The sequence below is a fragment of the Cytobacillus sp. GQ23 genome (genome assembly GCF_059758675.1).
On sequence record NZ_JCAXER010000008.1, the window covers coordinates 100,949 to 120,222 of the forward strand.

Consider the following 19,274-nt stretch of genomic DNA (forward strand, 5'->3'; position numbering starts at 1 on the left):
TTTATTTCAGTCAAATTATTGAAAGGTTATAAATTTTCCGAATACAACGCAAAACAAAAAACTGCGGAAAACCCCTATTGATTTGCCGCAGTTTTTTCATATTCATTAATATTGTCCTGCCATTTCGGCATGCTCTCCTATTTTCCAAATCTTTATGCTCAGATCTAAAAGAAATAAATCATCCGGATCAATAAGGGATAAGCCCGTTAAAGATTCTATCTTCCTTAACCGGTACAGCAGAGACTGCCGGTGAAGATTCAATGATCTTGCTGTCTGGCTTACATTCCCATGAAATTGATTATAGGCGATGAACGTGCCAATCAGATCCATATGCCGCTGCTCGTCATATTGTACAAGAGGTTCAATCGTTGACATAATAATTTCTTCCATTTCTTTATTGCCGGCCAAATTTAATAGAACCCTGTCCACTCTTGTCTGCTCATACAGCATCCGATGGCCGGCGCCCTTTTTCCTCCGCCCGATGCTTAAAGCAGTGCCGGCATGGCGAAAGCTTTCCCCAAATCCTGAAATGCCTTCAAACGCATTGCCGATGCCCCAGGATATGACTACTTCAGGAAGCAGATTTCCGAGGCGCCGTTCCACCAGATCAAGGAAATTTGTAGCGTTTTCATTTTCCTTCACCCCAGGTATTTCCAGAAATATGACAAGCTGGTCCCCCTGATAGGTCATCAATATGTCCTTTTTAAGAGACTGTGCAGCATAGTAGATTTCTTCTTCGATATATTGAATCATGCTTACAAGCCAATGTTCATAGGAATCATAGTCCTGCTTGCGTTTTTGAAATAATAGTTCCATATTTTCCGGATACCCGACAATACACACATATGGGAGTTTAAGATTATACCCCAGCAACTTTGCCCTTGTATCAGCTTGTTCAAGTGATAGGAATTCGCCTTTAGACAGCTCATGGACAAAATCGCTGCGCAGGCGCATTTTTGTCTCTTCAATGGCATTTCTCCTTGAAAGCCAAAGAGCAATCGTCGTGGCCGTATGCTCTAACACGTTAACCCGAAAGAGAGTGAGAAAGGATTCGATTGATTCGGAACTCGGAACTAACACAAAAATATAACCTTGTGGATTGCCGGCTACCTGGAGAACCGGAATTTGATATACAATGCGGTTTTCCACCTGAATCATTTGGAACTTCTGAAACATAGGGTCCCCTTTTAGGAAAGTGTTTTCTGCCCTTGTTGGCAAGATTCCTTGCAGGACATACTTTTTCCACTCCTTTATAAAGGATTGTGTGTGGATGCTTTTTTCATGAAGGGTTCCGGATCGGTCTGTAATGACGATAGGATACCCGATATGTTTTTCCACGAATTTTGAGATTTCTTTCAGATTGGTATCTTTTAAGATAAGCTGGAGAAGCTCCTGCTGTACCTTTTCTGATTTTTTTCGCTCTTTATATTCGATGTCATTGATCTCTTTCATGACCAATTCGATAATACTGGAAAAACGGATTTCCCACGGAAGTTCAATAATAATAAAATTATTCTTTTCAGCGAGCTCAACCACTTCACTGGGAATATCGAAAATGTATCTTCCCAGCGCAACCATCAGGGCCGAAGCATCAGAATCAATAACATCCTGTACAAACCTTTTGAACGTTTCAATATCGGTACCGCAGCCGATCCCTGTCGTCAATACCGCTTCATTTTTCCGGACAAAGTTTTCCACGGGCATTTCGATCGCTGAAACCCATTGGATATGCCGTTTTTCAGCATATTCTTTACCGGTAATAATCTTAGCACCATTAAGTATCTGGTTTTGAAGTACATCACTAACTGTTAATCTCATGTTGGCTCCCCTCTGAACACCTTAAGATTAAAATGATAGAAGACTTTAATTATAGGTAACCATATTCAGAAAGAGACGTCCACTAAAAATTTCACACTTTTCTAATTATTACTTTATTACTATAATATTTTAAGTATATTTCCATATTGACAGTTAAAGGAAAATCTGACCTTCAAGATGATTCACTCACGATGAATAATCTTGAATGATCTGCTGAATGACAGAAAGATCCACATTATGCCCGCTAATGATGACAGCAACATCCCCCTCCTGCCGGGGAATTTTCCCGCCTAAAACCGCTGCTACTCCGGTTGCTGCCGCTCCCTCCATAATCATTCTGTGCTTATCCATCATAAAAGCCATGCTGTAGGCAATCTCTTCTTCAGGAATCAGATAAACATTATCCATGTATTCTTGCACCATTCGGAAGGTGTAGCTGTTATCAAGACCGATTCCGCCCAGCAAGCTGTCAGCAAGAGTCTCACTCTCCTCAAGCACTACCGGTTTTCCTGCTTTTAAACTCTCATACATGACAGCCGATTTTTCCATGCAAACGCCGGAAACCCTTATCTCACTATCATTTGATTTTACTGCGAGTCCAACCCCTGAAAGAAGCCCGCCGCCTGAAAGGGGAACAATCACATCCGTTACATTCGGAAGCTCCTCCAGTATTTCCAGCCCAATCGTTCCCTGTCCGGCAATCACATGGGGATCATCGAACGGCTGAATCACCGTCAGCCCTTCCGTCCTCTCCAATTCAAAGCATCGTTCCCCGGCGGCATCCTGGCTGTCACCGTAGATTTCGATTTTGGCTCCCAGCCTTTTTAAAGAATCAACCTTCGCTTTTGGAACACGGTTAGATATACATACAACGGCCTCAATACCAAGTTTTTTCGCTACATATGCAACAGCCATACCATGGTTCCCTGTCGAATAGGTAGCAACTCCCCGTTCTCTCGCTTCAGGACTCAAACTCAAAATTTTATTCGCCGCCCCTCTGACCTTAAAGGCGCCAATTTCATGCACATTCTCCAGCTTCAAAAATACCCTGCGGCCCAATTTCTCAGACAGGATAGCCGATTGAATCAGTGGAGTCTTATAGACCAGCGAAGAAATCCGTTTCTTTGCTTCCCAAATATCACGAATGGAAATATCTGTTCTTCCCTTTACTGAACTTGAGATCATTTTGTTCCCCTCCATAAAAGAATTGCTTGGTTCTAATAGTAGTTCGATATTTCAGAAAATTCAATTGTCCAAAGTGCTAATAAAGAGGGGGATTTTTTCATACAGTTTTGACTTGGCGGAAATATTGTTCCTTTTTTATACCATTTGATATAGTGTGACGTTTCTCTATGCCAATTCTCTTTAACGACCATTTTCTTCGCTTTGTGCTTTTTAGAAGTTAATCAACTACAATAGCGACGATTTTTCTTCTCCTCTACACAAAATGGTCGTTAATCAGGGGATTTAACGACCATTTTAACAATGCTCTATGATTTTTGGAGTTATTCATCTCCATTAACGAAGATTTCCCTTCTCCTCTACACAAAATGGTCGTTAATCAGAGACTTTTACGACCCTTTTTACTATGCTCCGTGATTTTCGGGCGTTAATCATCTTCATTAACGACGATTTTCCTTCTGTACTAAAAAAATTGGTCGTTAATCAAAAACTTTAACGTCCATTTTTACTCTATTAACAACAATATTACTTCTTCACTCCTCATTATGGCCGCCAATCTTCAGTCACCATCATCTTCTAATCTAGCTAATTAAATTCCCCCTCAGCCACGGACGGGCCCGGTAGAAGCCAATCGGGATTTGGATAAGGCTCGTTTTTCCCTGTGTTTCCAAATTGTAAATTACATCACTTATCTTCGCATCAAACCCGAGGAGCGGATGTCCGCCCATCCCTAGCGCTGTCGCTGCAATAAGTAATCGCTGCATAAGCATTCCAGCTTCCATTTGCTGAATGCGATAGCCTCTACAGCCCAATTCTGCTTTATGGTAAGCTTTATCCCCTGCTATATGAAAGCATAGCGGGACTTGAAACAGATTCACATTGCCTGCAGGCATTCCGGTTTGCAGCGCAAGCCGATGGTCTCCGGGACTAATCTCCCTAAGCGAATGGGCATCGCTGTCATAATAATAGGCTCCATCCGGAATTCCCTCAACATGATTCAAACACATATATATAGTTACGCGTGACGCGCGCTTTTCAATTGCCATATCTAAGTCGTTTCGATATAGGTACGATTCGGCCGCCTCCTGAAGCAGGGCAGCAAGCTGCTCCCGGCTAACCCTCCCTGAAGCGAAATCCATATCCGGTGAAAATCGCTCCCGGCAGACCGACGCCAAATCATACGATATCCTGTTTACAGGAGGAAGAGTCACAGGCCGTCCCTCACTGTGTGACTCTGGAGGCATGATTTGACTAAACGAATTAGTGGATTCCTGCATGGACGCTTTATTGATGCTGGTTAACATCTGGTAATCTTTTATCTTTTTAGATCTGACTAAGTTTTTAGTCCGAATCGGGGTTATTTCCTCGCATAATTCAGAGGCAGTTGTTATTTCACTCCTGCTTCTCGCGCTTGCCCAGCCGGTCGGTTCAACAGACAGCGGAATTGCAGCATATACGCTCTCCTCGTCTTCAGACAGTCCAAGGAGATGGTTAAGGGCGCGATCAAGAAATTGGAAGTAAACTCCCGCTGCAAAACCGAACCTCTTTGAAACCTCTATTAACTGTCCAATCACTCCCCCGGCATCCAGGCCCTGCAGACGGTAAGCAAAGTTATTGTATTTAAAGTAATTTTTCCAGAACATGGTCGTCACGAAAACAGTCCCAAAACAGGAAGACACATCACACCGTCCGCCAAGGACACGGGCCATATAGGAATCGAAATTACCCTTTCTCAGCAGCACCAGGCGGTGGTGCAGCACATCATAGTGATAGATCCCCTCTGGTAAATCCTCCAGTTTCAGAAACAAATATAGTTCATTAGGATACAGCGCTCCGCCAGAAGGCACAGAGCGCCGTAACGACTGCATAATATCCCAATGCTCCTCCGAACTGAATGGGGAGACAGACTGGGAAAATTGATTGAGACCAAATGTGTACCAGAGAAAATTTCCGATTCTCCTGCGATCAGGCTTTGCCGGTGCTTCCCATTCTTTTAGAGAAAGGGGAACCTCTAATGACAGCGGGACAGCCGGCAAGCCCCGGTAAAGCTTATAGGCCAGTGGCGCATCTTCCCAATCCACTTCCCAATCTGGCGGGGTTATTCCGTCAATATCAAAATGCAAATTGTGCAGAAATGTATCTGGATTCATCCTTTTTCACCTCCCAGTGAGGGCTTATGGAAATGGGTGGGGATGCTGATTCAGCTGTTCAACTGTAAGGGGTTCTTTTGCATAACCGAGTTTCATTGGAACCTCCAGCACCCTCTCGAGTCCTTTTACACGTGTCAGGTGGTGTCCAAATGTCATGGGCAGCATCCCCGGAATCAGCACTTTGACACAATGCAATCCGCTCCTCTTTATTTCCGATGTCGTCTGATCCACCACTATGACATCAAGGTTTTGCCTGTGCAAGGCCCGAAGAAGGTCCTTTAGATCCTCTGCCAGGTCTGCATGTTTTCTTCCCCTCTTGAATTCCTCGGAAAACGTTCGGAGCGGACGGTTTTCATTCAGCAAAAAAGATAGCCTCTCCTCTGCTTCCGGCAATCCGTATAGCATCCCATGGTCATCCATTTTGCCAACGAGGGAAGAATCCAGCAGCATTTGCCTTAATTTTGTTTTGTTCGCTTCAAAATCATCGTCCATTGTCCCCATCATTCCAGCTAACTCATGAACTGCACTTTTTACAGCCCGGACCGGATCAGGATTGGCTCCGGCTGCACAAATGATATTCAAACCCTTTTTCTTCCTGTTTTTTGCCATCGCCCAAACACTTGGTATGCCATGCTCCATTGTCGCGTTATACAGAAGCAGATCATATCCTGCCACAGTCCTTATCCGGTCAATCATCAGCTGCAGTTCCGAATCATTGGAGGAAGAAGGATCAAGACGCGTAAGGGCGAGCTGACCGTACCAGGCCATCAGGAATGAATCACGCTCCACCACTTCTAAAATACCGTAGAAAATCGCTTCCTCCAGGCTGCCGCCCAGTGCGCATCCGTTAGATGTTTCATAGACAAATCCATTCCCGCAGCCCAGGCTGTAATAGGCAAGCAGCTCTGGAACCAAAATCGGGCGCTCCTGCAAAAACGAATAACCCCATACCCAATTCATCGGGATATCAGGATTAAATTTTTTAAATGGAAAGTGCGGCCGCTCATACTGTTCATCTGCATGCACACCTGCTTTTAGAGGATTAAGAGCCAGGTCTTCCAGATTGCGGTAACTGTCATAGACTGCAGTCCTTTTTCCGCGGGGCGATATGCCGCAGGAACGTTCAAGCCCCTCCAATATCGCCGTGAGCGCGCTCACCCTATAGGAATGAGTGCGGCCTGCTACGCCTTCGTCCCCTCCGAGCAACGGCAGGTTAACGATTACATCCGCAAAAGGCGGCGTGAAATCATACATTTTGCCATTTAATAAACCAGTCCGCGGATCCAGATAATTTCTGACGAGTGTTTGATCTAAATCCTCCAATGAGCGGCAGCGGTAACTGTCTGCGCTTATTTTCGGACTTGGCTTCATAGTAATTCTTGCAGCTTCCTGTGAATCTTCAGGGAGGGAACTGCAGAACGGACACAATGAATTTGGCAGAATAAGGTGGCGGGAGGTTTTCAATGTTCTGAGGCTGACCAGATACATTCGGCCTTCCAGATCCGCCAGGCTCCCTTCAAGTGCCCTTTGCACCTCAGACACAAGCAGGTGAGACAGCTGTAAAAGCCCCGTGCGCGATGCCCAGGCGTCACTTTCTAATTCGCTGTTATCTTCGAATCTCTGCTGCAATTTCCACATCTCTTCCCGCTCACGCCCTGCCATGAGCTTTCGGCTGTCAGCACATTGTGAGCATCCCGGTGAAGACGGGTGGACGAATGGGCCGATCACACCCTCACCAAACGCTACAAAGCCCCGCAGCCAGGGAATACCGGTAGATCGGGACACTTCTTCCGCCTTTTTATGAACTGCAGGCATCCAGGTATCTTGCAGAGCCAGAATCAAATTTGTGCCATCCGGCAGTTCAGGCTCAAAATTCGTATGACGGACTACCTTATATCCGGCAGGCAGTTCTTTGCATACGCTGTCCGCCAGCAGGCCCTCTCCGACAACTACCACGATAGCACTCACTGTGATTCCTCCTCTCGTACAAACACCCCAAATACCCCTGCCAGACTCTTTTTCATAAAGGGCTCGAAGGAAAAATCACACACTAAAAGCCGTTGGCTGTTCTTTTCCAGAACCTGTCGGGCAGATTGCAATAGCCGGGAATGTTCCTTCTCATTACAATAAGGAATGACCAGACTTTGCGGTTCCTTCTCTTCAAGCAGGAGAGCTGACGCCTCCACTGCGGTTGCTTTATGTCTTCCATTTTGGTTTTGCACCTGTGCAATCACATGCTGCAGCGCTTTTCTCAGAGCTAATGTTCTATTAAAGCCGACGCTGCCAAACCAGCGATCGTCCGTGCCGACCCAGACCACAGGGAAGCCGGAGACTCCTTCACCCTCGCAAATTATTGGTGCTCCTTTCATGGTTGTCAATGCGTCTAAATAAAACCTGCACCGTTCATCTTCTACTTCACTTAAATGTAAAGGTGCAGCTGTTCTCTGAACTGCTTGATTCGCCAGCTTCTCTTCCAGACACCGATCCAGTCCGCGCAAAAGGCCCTCTGCGAATGTTTCACCGGCGCCAACTCCATATAAATCCAAATCCGGATGCAGATCAAGCCGGCCAGCCAGCTTCGACACATACGCTTCAATCCCGGTCAAGCCAGCTTCCCGGCGTGCCTCGTCATGCCGCAAATCAGTACAGATTACAGCCGGCAGGAGCTCGGCCGGTCCCTTTGAGAGCGGGTCCGCTGCCTGCACTTCACATTGTGACAGAGGCAGCTGCCATAAATCCCCTTCCTCCCATTTATGAAATATTCCAGATTCTTCTGAAGTCAGCTGACTGAAAAAAAGAAACAAACTGTCTGGCTTACTTGTTCCTGAACTCTGTCCGATCCTCTGATCGACATCTTGAATCCATTCCAAAGCTTTTTCTCCAGTCAGAGGAAGAAAGGAATGCCAATTCCCTTCAAGCGTTGCCAGATTAAGAAGGAAAAAATGATTTCTCTGTTCCGCACTGGTCAATCCAGTAATCTCTTTAAAGAGTTCAAACACAATCAAATTTGCCAGCATGGCTCCAGCTATGGAGGAAGTGGTGTGCAATTGCTTGTCTTTGTAAAATGCGGTCCGATGTACACGGTGCCAGGCATTCTCCCAGCAGATTTCTGATTCAGGATGTACGAGAGGACCTGCCATACCAGCCTGTTTGTAAATCATTGCAGGAAGAAATATCTTCTTCTCTTTCCGGCAGGCAGCATGTATTGTCTTCAGTTCCTCTACATTCCCTTCTTCCGATATATATAGAATCGAATCATACGGCTGGATCAGTTCCTCCCAGGAACAATCTTCCTCACTCTCACGTATTACCTCCTCCACTGAAACTTCGGGGTCTGTTTGCCGGGCATGTGCAATAATCTCCTTCAGCCGCTTTGAGTTAGTCGAAACAGGGTCCGTATTGACCATATGAACCTTAGGCAATCCAGACTCAATCAGCGAAGAAACCAGCGAAACAAAAAAAGGGCCTGAACCTGCTGCCAGCACTTTTGCCTCCCGGTATGTCTGGAAACGAAATGCACCCGAATCACCGAAGCTTTCCAAAAATTCGATCTGGGAGGAATATTTTTTAAGAACATGCTCTTCCAATTGATGAGGATGGTCCTGACTTACATCCCGCACAAAGCCGTTACGGTACAGCACTTCCGCAATTTCAAACACCCGATCCCTATGCGGGCCCGGCAAGCCAGCAGTCAATTCCCCCAGCGAATACTCACCATTAAACATCGGCATCAGCTTTTGGACCCATTGATCGATCATACTTCCTTCCATGCGGAAGGAGCTTTCATTATTCCGAAAATACACACCTTTAGCCGGATCAGGGATAAATAACGTGTCCCTTTTCACCTTCAACCGCACAGAAGGGGTCAAATTTTCCATTTCGTTCCTCCTTATCCGTAAACTATGCCTATTTATGAAACATACTTTCTCTCTCATTCTATGTATTGGGATTTGTCTCATATGTCTGACCCTCAGATGAAAAGCCCCTCCATACTGAGGGGCTTCCATTTTCCCATATCGATAAGGCTAATATCCGACTCAACGGCCTCCGCAACGTCCACCGCATCGCCCGCCACAGCGGCCTCCGCATCTAAAACAGTTAGAGCATCGGAAACAATTGAAACAGTTAAAGCATCGGAAACAATTGAAACAGTTAAAGAAAAAGCAGCTAAAGCCGAAACCAATCCCCACGCATAATCGGGACTGATCACTATAGACCTGGTTTTGATCCCAAGGAACCGCCTCGTTCGCATGGAAATCACCAACATTCAGCATTTGTAGTTCGTTTTGGAAATCATTCATGTTCATACCTCCGAATTTATTTATTGAGCCAGCAGCATTAAGGGACATTAAGAAAAACATCCAAATTCCATAACGAAACTGTCAGTTTTTCGGATACTCTCTTCTCAAAATATGTGTCGGGATGGGGGATTGTTACTGAATCAAATACCCATATTCAATTGGTTGATGTTTTAAAGCAACAAAGGCTGTTATCTGCTTATAGCCTACAGCACCCTTCACCCAAAAAGTGAACAACCCATTGTTTACGGGCCAATTTTCAGGAATTTACCTCTTCTGCCTGGCAATACTAAATGAGTAACGGCATTTTATTGGAGGGCACAAACTTGAACAATACCTGGCTTTCGCTCATACCATTTTTAATCGTAATCGGAATGTCCATCTGGCTGAAGAACATCCTTCCAGGATTGGTGGCGGGCATCCTTGTTGGCTCCATTATAGTGTCGGCGGACCTGCTGGCGGGGACGGAACAGTCGGTCGCATATATTGTGACCACACTTTCCGACAAAACGAATATCAAGATAGTCGGATTTTTATATCTGTTCGGCGGGCTAGTGGGAATGATGAATATTGCGGGCGGCATTAAGGGGTTTTCCGAATGGGCCGGCAGACGGATCCGCTCTGAACGCGGTTTACTTGTGTTCATCTGGATCACTCTCCCATTCACCTTCATGATGCCAATGTTTCGAATTATGATGATCGGACCAATTATCAAATCCCTGATAAAAAAAATGAACCTTTCTAAGCAAAAAGTCGGCATGACTCTTGATATCTCAACCGAATCAGTGATTGTGCTGCTTCCGGTTGCGACTGCATTTGTAGGCTTCATGGTGTCATTGGTTGAAGGCGGCATCAGCGGATTGGACCTCGAAATGTCGGCATATGAGATATTTTTATTAAGCATTCTGTTTAATTTTTACGCGATCATAATGCTGCTAATCGGGATTGTGCAGACATTTTGGCGGCGAAAAAAGACAGGAGACCAGAACAGGGAATCCCACACCGATTTAGAAGAAGAAGAGCATGAATTTCACCGGTTGGGAATCAAGAAAGAATTATCTCTTGTAAAAGCCCAGCCTTGGCATTTGATTGTTCCTGTAGTTTTATTGCTTGCCTTTTCTTTGTTCCTATTATGGCAGGATGGAATGTCGCAGGGCGCCAATACAATCTTCGAGGCCTTTTCGATGGCAGATGCCACATTTGTCATGCTGCTGGCTGTTTTTATCACTCTCGTTTTAACCTTTATTTTTTACATTATCAGGCGGGAGAAGATGAACGAAATTCTTTATCATTTTTATGACGGAGGCAATCAGATGATGGAGGCTATCAGCCTTCTCATTCTGATTTGGGCGCTCACACTGGCTGCAGAGGATCTTGGATTTTCCGAATTCATCGGGGGCTCACTTGGCAGCTTTTTGCCAGCTTTTCTGACCCCTGCGGCCATCTTTGTCCTCGGTTCTGCAGTAGGCTACTTTATTGGAAGCTCATGGGGGACCTGGGGATTATTCATGCCGCTTGGAATTACCCTGGCGGTTTCGACTGATGCCTCCATTCCGCTTACAGTTGGAGCCGTTTTTGCAAGCGGGGCATTTGGGGCTTTAACCTCACCTCTTGGTGATACGACCATAACTACTGCTTCGATTCTGGATATGGATCTAGTGGATTATGCGCGGTATAAATTGAAGGTTTCAGCGATTGGCGGTGTGATTGCTGCAGGACTTTTCATTGCAAGCGGGATATTCATTTCATAAGACATTAGTCATCTTTTCCCGCGCAGGCTGCTACAGCATCCCCTTTTGCACATAGTGATTCATGCGGATGAATATACTGCAATGAATCCTATTGCAAAGGGGCGGAATGATGAACTGGAACGAAAAACCGGAATTAACGGATGATCAAATGCTGAATGTGATTCTTCACGGCCTTCGGAAAACTCAGTGGCCAAAGCATATCGTCATTGTTGGTGCCGGTATGGCTGGTCTGGTGGCAGGTTCTTTATTAAAGGAATCTGGGCATAATATAACCATTTTGGAAGCAAATGACAGAATTGGCGGCCGTGTCTATACCATGCGCTCCCCCTTCAGCAAAGGATTATTTTTTAACGCTGGCCCAATGAGGATCCCTCATATCCATGCGCTGACCTTGTCCTATATAAAAAAATTCAATCTCCCTCTAAATGTCTTTATAAACCGTAATCCTATGGATCTACTTTACGCAAATGGCATCAAAGCCCGGCTCGAGATGTATGAGCAGAATCCCGGCATTTTAAACTTCCCTGTCCAGCCCAACGAGAGAGGAAAATCGGCTGAAGAACTTCTGCTGGGTGCGTTACAGCCTTTTATAGACTTTATCAACAAAGACCCTGTAAGAAATTGGGCCGTTCTGGAAAGGCATTATAGAAAATATTCTTTTGGCTTTGTGCTAAACTCTTACTTTTCAGTTGGAGCAATTGATATGATCGGCGTACTGCTGGATTTGGAAGCCTTTATGGGAATGTCTTTTACTGAAGTTTTACGTGAGTTAATTATTTTGACATCGGGAGGAACTTACTATGAAATATCAGGTGGCATGGACCGCTTACCGAAGGCTTTCCTTCCTCAATTGAAAAATGATATTCATCTCCATCAAAAAATGACCGGAATCATTCAGGGCACAAATAGCGTTACCATCCAATTAACTCATCAGCAGACCAATGAACAGTCCAGTATCACAGGAGATCTAGCAATTGTTACCATCCCCTATTCAGTTATGCGATTTGTGAAGGTCGAGCCTTTTCATTCATTTTCCTATTTCAAGCGGAGGGCCATCCGCGAACTAAATTATATGGCAGCAACCAAAATTGCGATTGAGTTTAAGTCCCGTTTTTGGGAGAGAGCAGGCCAGATGGGCGGCAAAACAATCACAGACCAGCCGATACGATTCACCTATCTTCCAAGTCATGGAATTGGCACAAGCGGCCCTGCCATCCTTATTGCCAGCTATACCTGGGCGGATGAGGCTCATATATGGGATAGTCAGCCGGAGGAATTGCGTATTCACTATGCGCTTAGAAACCTGACGGACATTTACGGTGATATTGTTTATTCGGAATTTGTCGCAGGAGCTTCATACAGCTGGGCACTGGACCCTTATGCCTCTGGCGGATTTTCTTTCTTTGAACCTGGACAGGAAACCGAATTGTTCCCCGGTACGATTTCACCGGAGGGGCGCGTTCATTTTGCAGGAGAGCATACGAGCAAAACACGGACATGGATTCAAGGGGCGATCGAATCCGGAATACGAGTTGCATATGAGGCTAATGATTTGTCAAAGTAAGTTTCAATTCCATAATATGATGAAAATTAAGTAAGTAAAAAAGCGATCTGTCCAAAAATGGAAGATCGCCTTCATACCTTTTGCCACTATTTCTCCTTCCTATTCCTTATCTCCTTTTGAACCTTTCGCAGCGCCTTTTTCGATCCTCTCTCCAGATCATGCTGCAGCTTCCGCTCATGGTAGCTGGTAAATAAGGTATTCATATCATACCCTTCCGGATACAGCTCGCTTGCTTTAATGTCCAATTCAATCCGCTTACTGTTCACTTCCACTATTTCATCTTTATAGAACAGCTTGATATTATTAAATTTATCGATTGGCTCAAATACAATAGCGTAATCATTCTGGCTGATCCATTTAACTCTGTCACCAATTTCATAGTGGTATTCGACTGTGTTCGGATTCACTTCAATCACTGGTTTCTTTATTTTATTCTCTCTTACTGCTTCCAGATTATATTCCTTGTTTTCAATATACCTTTGCGCACGCTTCAGGACATGTTCGCGGATATTCACCTTTCTGGAAATCCAAAGTGCATTGCTCTCTCCAGATTCACCTATTAACAGCTTATACATAGGCTTTAATTCCGCACTGTCAAATAACATGGCGGCGTTCATAAAATCATCATGCATTTCAGAATAACGTTTAATCTCTCCGTAGTGGGTAGTGGCTATCGTAATGCATCCCATATGATAAAACTCCTCAAGTATCGCAATTGCCAATGAAGCCCCTTCATTCGGCTCAGTCCCGCTTCCAATCTCATCAAATAGAAGCAGTGAATTATTAGTTGACGCACTCATAATCTCGGAAATGTTCTTCATATGGGAGGAGAACGTACTCAAAGCATTTTCAATGCTCTGATTATCGCCAATATCAACAAAAACTTGATCAAAGACGGCGATTTCACTCCCCGTTTTCGCCATAATATGAAACCCGGACATGACAGCCAGTGTAAGGATGCCGATTGTCTTTAAAACAATGGTTTTTCCGCCGGCATTTGGGCCTGTTATGACCAGACTTCTATAGCTCTTGCCGATTTCAAAATCAAGCGGGACAACGTTCCCTTCCAACAAAGGATGCCTGCTTCCGGCTAATTTGATATACCCATGATTATTAATCTCCGGTTCAATGGCGTCGGTACTTTTGCTGTACTTGGCTTTCGCAAAAATCATGTCGTACTGGCTGATGCATTCAATATTAATGCGGATCTCGTGAATGGATTCAAGAATGGCACCGGAAAGGGTGGCTAATATTTGATATTCCTCTACCGACTCCTCCGATTTCAGCATCGCCAATTCCACATTTAGCTTTGAAACGGAATCAGGCTCCATAAAAACAGTCGCCCCCTTGGAGGATGTTTCGACTACGGTTCCGGCTACCTGGTTTTTATAGGAAGCCTTTATGGGAATGGTAAAACGGTCATCCTTTTTGCTGATATAGAATTCCTGAATATACTCCTTATTTGCTCCACTCCTCAGAAACTTATTCAAACGCTCTTCGATTTTTTCTTCTGTTTTCGCTATGTGATTTCTAATCCGCTTCAGCTCTTTGCTGGCACCCGAATCAACCATGTTTCCTTTGATTGCATATAAGATCTCCTCTTCGATCTGCCGAAATTCTGTCATAGATAGTGCATATGTGTAAAGCACAGGAGCAAAAAATTCCTTATCCGCCATAAACTTTTTGATTTTCCGGCAGCCTCTTAAAAAATCGGATACAGCATTTAACTCTGATGGAGCTAATATGATGCCTTTTTCCAATTTCTCAATAATGCTTGTGATATTGGAAATGCCGGTTAATGGCAGATGCTTTTCGGCGTCAAGCAGCCTTCGGGCCTCGCTTGTTTCATTTAAACGATTGCGGACAGTTTTCATATTTGAGCTCGGCTGCAGCCGGTCGATTAATTCTTTTCCCAGACTGCTGACACAATGCTGTTTTACTCTATTCTTCAATTCATGATATTGCAATTTTTCAAAGGTCATATTATTCATATCCTCTGCCTCATTCCAAATAAAATAGCCCGCAAAAGCCTTCCCCCACCGCCAATCTAATTGGGCAGAAAGCTTCCGCGGGCGTCCTATTTTCGAACAGGCATAAACAGACTAAACCTTATACCAGGTTTAGTGTCTACATCAACACGAATAAATAGAAATGGAAGCAGTCTTATAGCAGGTATTCAAACAATTGTGTTTGAAGAAAGGCATTCTTAATAAGCTGGCATCCGCCAGAAAAAACACCTTATTCAACTAATAACAATTAGTTGACACCTGCTACCGACATACTTCACCACACCTTTTTGTATTATGAAATTAATGTAGCATGGAAATGCCTGTCTCGTCAAACTGCATTTGGAGATATTTGCGCATTAATTCAAAAAGAAAGTGCCCCTTCTTCAAAAGGGGCACTTTCTTTGAATTTGAATCTTTACTCAGTTTCTTCTTCAGTGCTTTCTTCTGTTCCTTCTTCAGTTTCTTCTTCAGTGCTTTCTTCTGTTCCTTCTTCAGTGCCTTCTTCAGTGCCTTCTTCTGTTCCTTCTTCAGTGCCTTCTTCTGTTCCCGTATCTTCAGTTTCTTCTGTGTTCGTCTCGTCAGTATCATCTTCATTGCTGCAGCCTGTAGCCACACCTGTAATCATCAAAGATGCCATCATAGCTAATAACCATTTTTTCATTTCCAATTCCTCCTTGGCTGCTATATTTGTTACAGTTGTAATCATAGAAGAATCTGAACGGAAATAGAAGGCTTCAATCCATTATTTTACATACATTAACCTTCTTTTAAGAAAGTTTATGAAAATAAAACATAGGTTTTACATTTTGTAAGAATCTTTTATTTTATGATAGGAAATTAACTCGAATAGCGGATTTGTTGGGTTTTAATTACTCGATTCCATTCTGATTTTCATCTGGCAAACTGAATCCTAAACAGTTTCACTTCTCTGAATACAGATCTATACTATTACCTCTATTAGGCATCTTTTTCGTGAGTATAATCTACTTTAGATAAATGGTTCAAATCAGATTTACAAGATTTTCAGCTAGTCCATTTAGCAATCACATCAGCGGATTGGTCCCAGTGATTCAGCCTCTTTCTTTTCATGCTTCATATAAACAAGATAATTAACACCACTTCTTTCACTATGCTTTTGAGGTATACGCATAAACTCTGCAAAGCCCAGTTTTTCATAAAGCTTGATGGCATTTGTATTGGTATCTGCTACCTCTAGAACATATTCGTCATATGAAGCAGAATCCATTATCGATTTTAGCAGTTCAGTCGCCATACCCCGTCCTCTATAATTAACCGATGTAGCCACAAACTCTATTGCACCCATATTTTCAGATACTTGAAAGGGATATTGCTTTTTCTCAAATTCTTTTTTAAGAATGATATAAGCTAAACTGCCCATGATAAAGCCAAGATGTTTTCTAAACTCACTATATTTTAATTTCACTGCTGGGGTATTGTTTGTACATGCGGCTAGAGCCGCAATATGATTGTCAACTGAAGCCGTATAGAAGACTTCCGTATTAAACATATGCGCAAATGTCCTGTAAAGTTTAGCTTTATCCTTTGAAAAATAATTCAGCCATTGATAAAAGCCGTCTACGAAAATGACACTCATCTCATTTCTTATAGTTCCTTTTAATTCACTGGCACGATTAATATTCATAGTCTATCCCTCTTTCTTTGTGGATGTTTCAGCTCCGATTTAAATAGGATTTGCAATTCTCCCGCTCATCGGTGAAAAAAACAAATCTATACAATGAATTTACATGACTTTAATATTCAAAGTATATGATTGGTTTATCAACAGATGAGGAGGCAAAATAAATGAATATGCGTGCAGTATTTATTGATATGGATGGTACACTCCTGAAAGCCTCAAACTGCATTTCCCGCCGTAACATAGAAGCCATTTACCGGCTCATAGACCAGGGAGTTATGGTGTTTCTTGCCACTGGCCGGCACTATGAAGTAACCGCTCCCTATCATAAAGAAATTGGTTTAAAAACTCCCATGATCTGTTTGAATGGTGCTGTTATTCACGATGCAGAGACAGGAAGGCCTACGCAAATAAAAACCGTACAACTAAACGAGGAACGCTTTCACCATCTTACTGCAAAAATTCCATGTAATGTTATGATCCATACATCAACTGGGCTATATTGTAAGGAACTTAATGAAGAAATCGATTATTGGACTCGAATTGGGCAAATTCCACCGCAGTATATCGGAGATTTAAGACATGCAGCTTATCAGGATGTTCTTAAATATAGTGTTCGTACAGGCACCCCGAGCCAAGAACTATCCGCTTTGTTTAAAACAGAAGCAGCTGTCATTGATTGGAATGACGGGTTTGAGCTGGTTGCTCCTGATGTTTCCAAATGGGCTGCTATCAAAAGCTTACTTAACGAACTTCGGATCAGCCCAAATGAAGTCGCAGCTATTGGAGACGGTCCCAATGATATAGAAATGCTTCGTCAAGCCGGTACTGGTGTGGCAATGGGGAACGCAGGCGAAAAGGTTAAAGCAGCAGCTGATTTTGTTACAGGACACCACGAAAATGATGGATTAGCTGAGTTTATTGAACGCTATCTTCTTAAATCTTATGCCGTTTAAAATATTTTTATAGGACTTTTCGTAATATAAAAAGACAGGTGATTTACCTGTCTTTTTTAATAGTATTATTCTTAGGTTAATGTAATAACTCGCACATACAATACCACATTACTCATCTCTCCCATTCCGTCAGAGTCCTTTTCACATTAAGCACCGATTATTTTCTTTATGGTTAGCACCCTCTCAGGATCAATCGCATGCTCATAGCTGGATTTCACACGGACTCCTGTACCAAAATGAACTTCAGTAACAGGCACCTCATCCAAAAATGCTCTAATATTTCCAGCTGATAGACCGGCACCAGCCATAATTTTCAAATGACTATCAGCCGTGAGCTCATGAAGGCGCTTCAGTCTTTCTGCGGCATCTGCAGCACTTTTCCGGCCTCCGGATGTAAGAATTCTCGAAATTTGCGGATACTGCTTTAGACTTTCCAAAGCCGCAAATTGATCATCGGCCTCATCAAAGGCGCGATGGTAGGTAATATCCATTTCGTCTGCTGCATCGATCAGCCGCTTTAAATGATCGTTATGTACTTGATGGTCAGGTGTAAGAACGCCAAGCACTATACCTGCCGCTCCTAGTTTATTGCATACTTTAATATCCTGAATCATAATGTCAAGGTCTTCCTCCGAATAGCAAAACCCGCGGCTGTGCGGACGGATCATTACATTTACCGGAATCTTTAATTCCTTGCACACTCTTTCAATAACGCCATAGCCTGGTGTCAGACCGCCCTCTGAGAGCCCGGTTACCAGTTCAATTCTGCCTGCGCCGGCTTCCTCGGCAATCAGCGCATCACTCAGCGTGTCAGCTATAACTTCTATTAACATGTGTATGTATCTCCTTTAATCGTGAGTTCTCATTAGCTGCTATTTTAAAGGCATTTTCTCAGACTGGAAGATTTCTTGTATAGTCCCCACTTCCATACCTGCGTCATTTCGTATAACCGATGGCCTTAGGTTTCTCAGTCTTTTTATGGTTTCATGATTGTTGTATTGTAGTTGTTCAAGAATAGATGCTACAATGTTTGGCCAAACGTCCTCAGATCCACTTAACACTTTAAGGGCAAATCCAGTACGTTCTTTTTTAAGTCCAAAGCAATACACACCCTGTGCTCCACCCTTAGCAACAATATTCTTGTCTTCCAATAAAATCGAACAGATAAAATGCTGTGAAGCAACCATATTAAACTGATTATTCATAATGGCCGTCATCTTAATAACTGCCTGCTGGAGCTTAGGATCTTGAATCAGATCGGGACAGGCAAGCTTTAGGTATACCTCGGACATCTTTTTTAAAGGAATGGCAAAAACGGGAGCACCGCAGCCATCAATACCAATATGAATAGCCGAGACCGGGATGCCTGCTAAATGGGAAACTATCTCCAGGATATGCTTTTGCAGCGGATGATCTTCTTTCCAGTATCCCTCCACAGGCAATCCCCATTCACGGCATACTGTAATAAATCCCATATGTTTGCCTGCGCAGTTGTGAAAAAGCTTTCTTTTCTGAATCCCTTTTTTGATCATCTCTTCTCTTGGCTGTATATTTAATGGATAAGAAGGAGGGCAATAAAGCTCCTCTTCCTCTACCGGGAGTTTTGCCAGCATGGACTCCAGAGCCGCAATATGGCAGGCTTCTCCCCGGTGGGAGGCCGTAAACAATGCCGCTTCCTGCTCTGTTATATTATACTTATCAATGATGTCAGTCAGAAACACAGGCAGCGCCTGGATTGGCTTAGAAGCAGAGCGAAAGTATGTGTAATGCTCTACATCACCAACATGATAAAAGGATTCCAATTGATCATTCACACCGCAGATGATTCCTGTATGAATATTCTCAACCAATCCTCCCCTGACTTCCTCTACTAACGCAGTGTATTTCAA

14 protein-coding genes are annotated in these 19,274 nt (G+C 43.6%); 3 read left to right on the plus strand and 11 right to left on the minus strand.

Annotation, left to right across the window (positions count from 1 at the left end; all coding sequences use genetic code 11):
- Nucleotides 1-105 precede the first annotated feature (105 nt).
- From AC6CHU_RS08675 to AC6CHU_RS08700, 6 genes are all read right to left on the minus strand, one after another.
- Nucleotides 106-1,818, minus strand: a complete 1,713-nt coding sequence (locus AC6CHU_RS08675) for a PucR family transcriptional regulator (RefSeq protein ID WP_498121254.1) — start codon at nucleotides 1,816-1,818, stop codon at nucleotides 106-108.
- 186 nt (nucleotides 1,819-2,004) lie between these two features.
- A complete protein-coding gene (gene eutB, locus AC6CHU_RS08680) occupies nucleotides 2,005-3,003 on the minus strand; it encodes a hydroxyectoine utilization dehydratase EutB (RefSeq protein WP_159863007.1) in 999 nt (332 codons plus the stop codon).
- Between the two features lie 578 nt (nucleotides 3,004-3,581).
- Nucleotides 3,582-5,150: a SagB family peptide dehydrogenase gene (locus tag AC6CHU_RS08685; RefSeq protein ID WP_498121258.1), complete on the minus strand. Its 1,569-nt coding sequence runs from the start codon at nucleotides 5,148-5,150 to the stop codon at nucleotides 3,582-3,584.
- 24 nt (nucleotides 5,151-5,174) lie between these two features.
- Nucleotides 5,175-7,118, minus strand: a complete 1,944-nt coding sequence (locus tag AC6CHU_RS08690) for a TOMM precursor leader peptide-binding protein (protein WP_498121260.1) — start codon at nucleotides 7,116-7,118, stop codon at nucleotides 5,175-5,177.
- On the minus strand, nucleotides 7,115-9,028 hold the full coding sequence (locus AC6CHU_RS08695) for a putative thiazole-containing bacteriocin maturation protein (RefSeq protein ID WP_498121262.1): 1,914 nt from the start codon (nucleotides 9,026-9,028) through the stop codon (nucleotides 7,115-7,117). The genes AC6CHU_RS08690 and AC6CHU_RS08695 overlap by 4 nt, the downstream gene beginning before the upstream one ends.
- A gap of 159 nt (nucleotides 9,029-9,187) precedes the next feature.
- On the minus strand, nucleotides 9,188-9,511 hold the full coding sequence (locus AC6CHU_RS08700) for a heterocycloanthracin/sonorensin family bacteriocin (RefSeq protein WP_498121264.1): 324 nt from the start codon (nucleotides 9,509-9,511) through the stop codon (nucleotides 9,188-9,190).
- 263 nt (nucleotides 9,512-9,774) lie between these two features.
- Between AC6CHU_RS08700 and AC6CHU_RS08705 the strand changes: the two genes are divergently transcribed.
- Entirely contained in the window at nucleotides 9,775-11,199 is a 1,425-nt protein-coding gene (locus tag AC6CHU_RS08705; RefSeq protein ID WP_498121265.1) for a Na+/H+ antiporter NhaC family protein, read from the plus strand.
- A gap of 109 nt (nucleotides 11,200-11,308) precedes the next feature.
- Complete coding sequence (locus tag AC6CHU_RS08710; RefSeq protein ID WP_498121267.1) at nucleotides 11,309-12,763, plus strand: flavin monoamine oxidase family protein; 1,455 nt, start codon at nucleotides 11,309-11,311, stop codon at nucleotides 12,761-12,763.
- 86 nt (nucleotides 12,764-12,849) lie between these two features.
- Here AC6CHU_RS08710 and AC6CHU_RS08715 read toward each other — a convergent pair whose 3' ends face one another.
- From AC6CHU_RS08715 to AC6CHU_RS08725, 3 genes are all read right to left on the minus strand, one after another.
- A complete protein-coding gene (locus AC6CHU_RS08715) occupies nucleotides 12,850-14,754 on the minus strand; it encodes an endonuclease MutS2 (protein ID WP_159863001.1) in 1,905 nt (634 codons plus the stop codon).
- 433 nt (nucleotides 14,755-15,187) lie between these two features.
- On the minus strand, nucleotides 15,188-15,433 hold the full coding sequence (locus AC6CHU_RS08720; protein WP_498121269.1) for a hypothetical protein: 246 nt from the start codon (nucleotides 15,431-15,433) through the stop codon (nucleotides 15,188-15,190).
- Nucleotides 15,434-15,820: 387 nt separating this feature from the next.
- Nucleotides 15,821-16,435, minus strand: coding sequence for a GNAT family N-acetyltransferase (locus AC6CHU_RS08725; RefSeq protein ID WP_159863000.1), 615 nt, complete (start codon nucleotides 16,433-16,435; stop codon nucleotides 15,821-15,823).
- A 161-nt stretch (nucleotides 16,436-16,596) separates the two neighbouring features.
- Here AC6CHU_RS08725 and AC6CHU_RS08730 point away from each other — a divergent pair, with 161 nt between their 5' ends.
- The gene (locus tag AC6CHU_RS08730) at nucleotides 16,597-17,385 is read left to right on the plus strand and encodes an HAD family hydrolase (RefSeq protein ID WP_498121275.1); all 789 of its coding nucleotides are present in this window, start codon (nucleotides 16,597-16,599) and stop codon (nucleotides 17,383-17,385) included.
- 146 nt (nucleotides 17,386-17,531) lie between these two features.
- Here the strand turns inward: AC6CHU_RS08730 and AC6CHU_RS08735 are convergent, their stop codons facing one another.
- Nucleotides 17,532-18,218, minus strand: coding sequence for a copper homeostasis protein CutC (locus AC6CHU_RS08735; protein ID WP_498121277.1), 687 nt, complete (start codon nucleotides 18,216-18,218; stop codon nucleotides 17,532-17,534).
- 39 nt (nucleotides 18,219-18,257) lie between these two features.
- Nucleotides 18,258-19,274 carry an asparaginase gene (locus AC6CHU_RS08740; protein WP_498121279.1) on the minus strand — a complete coding sequence of 339 codons (1,017 nt, stop codon included), beginning with the start codon at nucleotides 19,272-19,274 and terminating at the stop codon, nucleotides 18,258-18,260.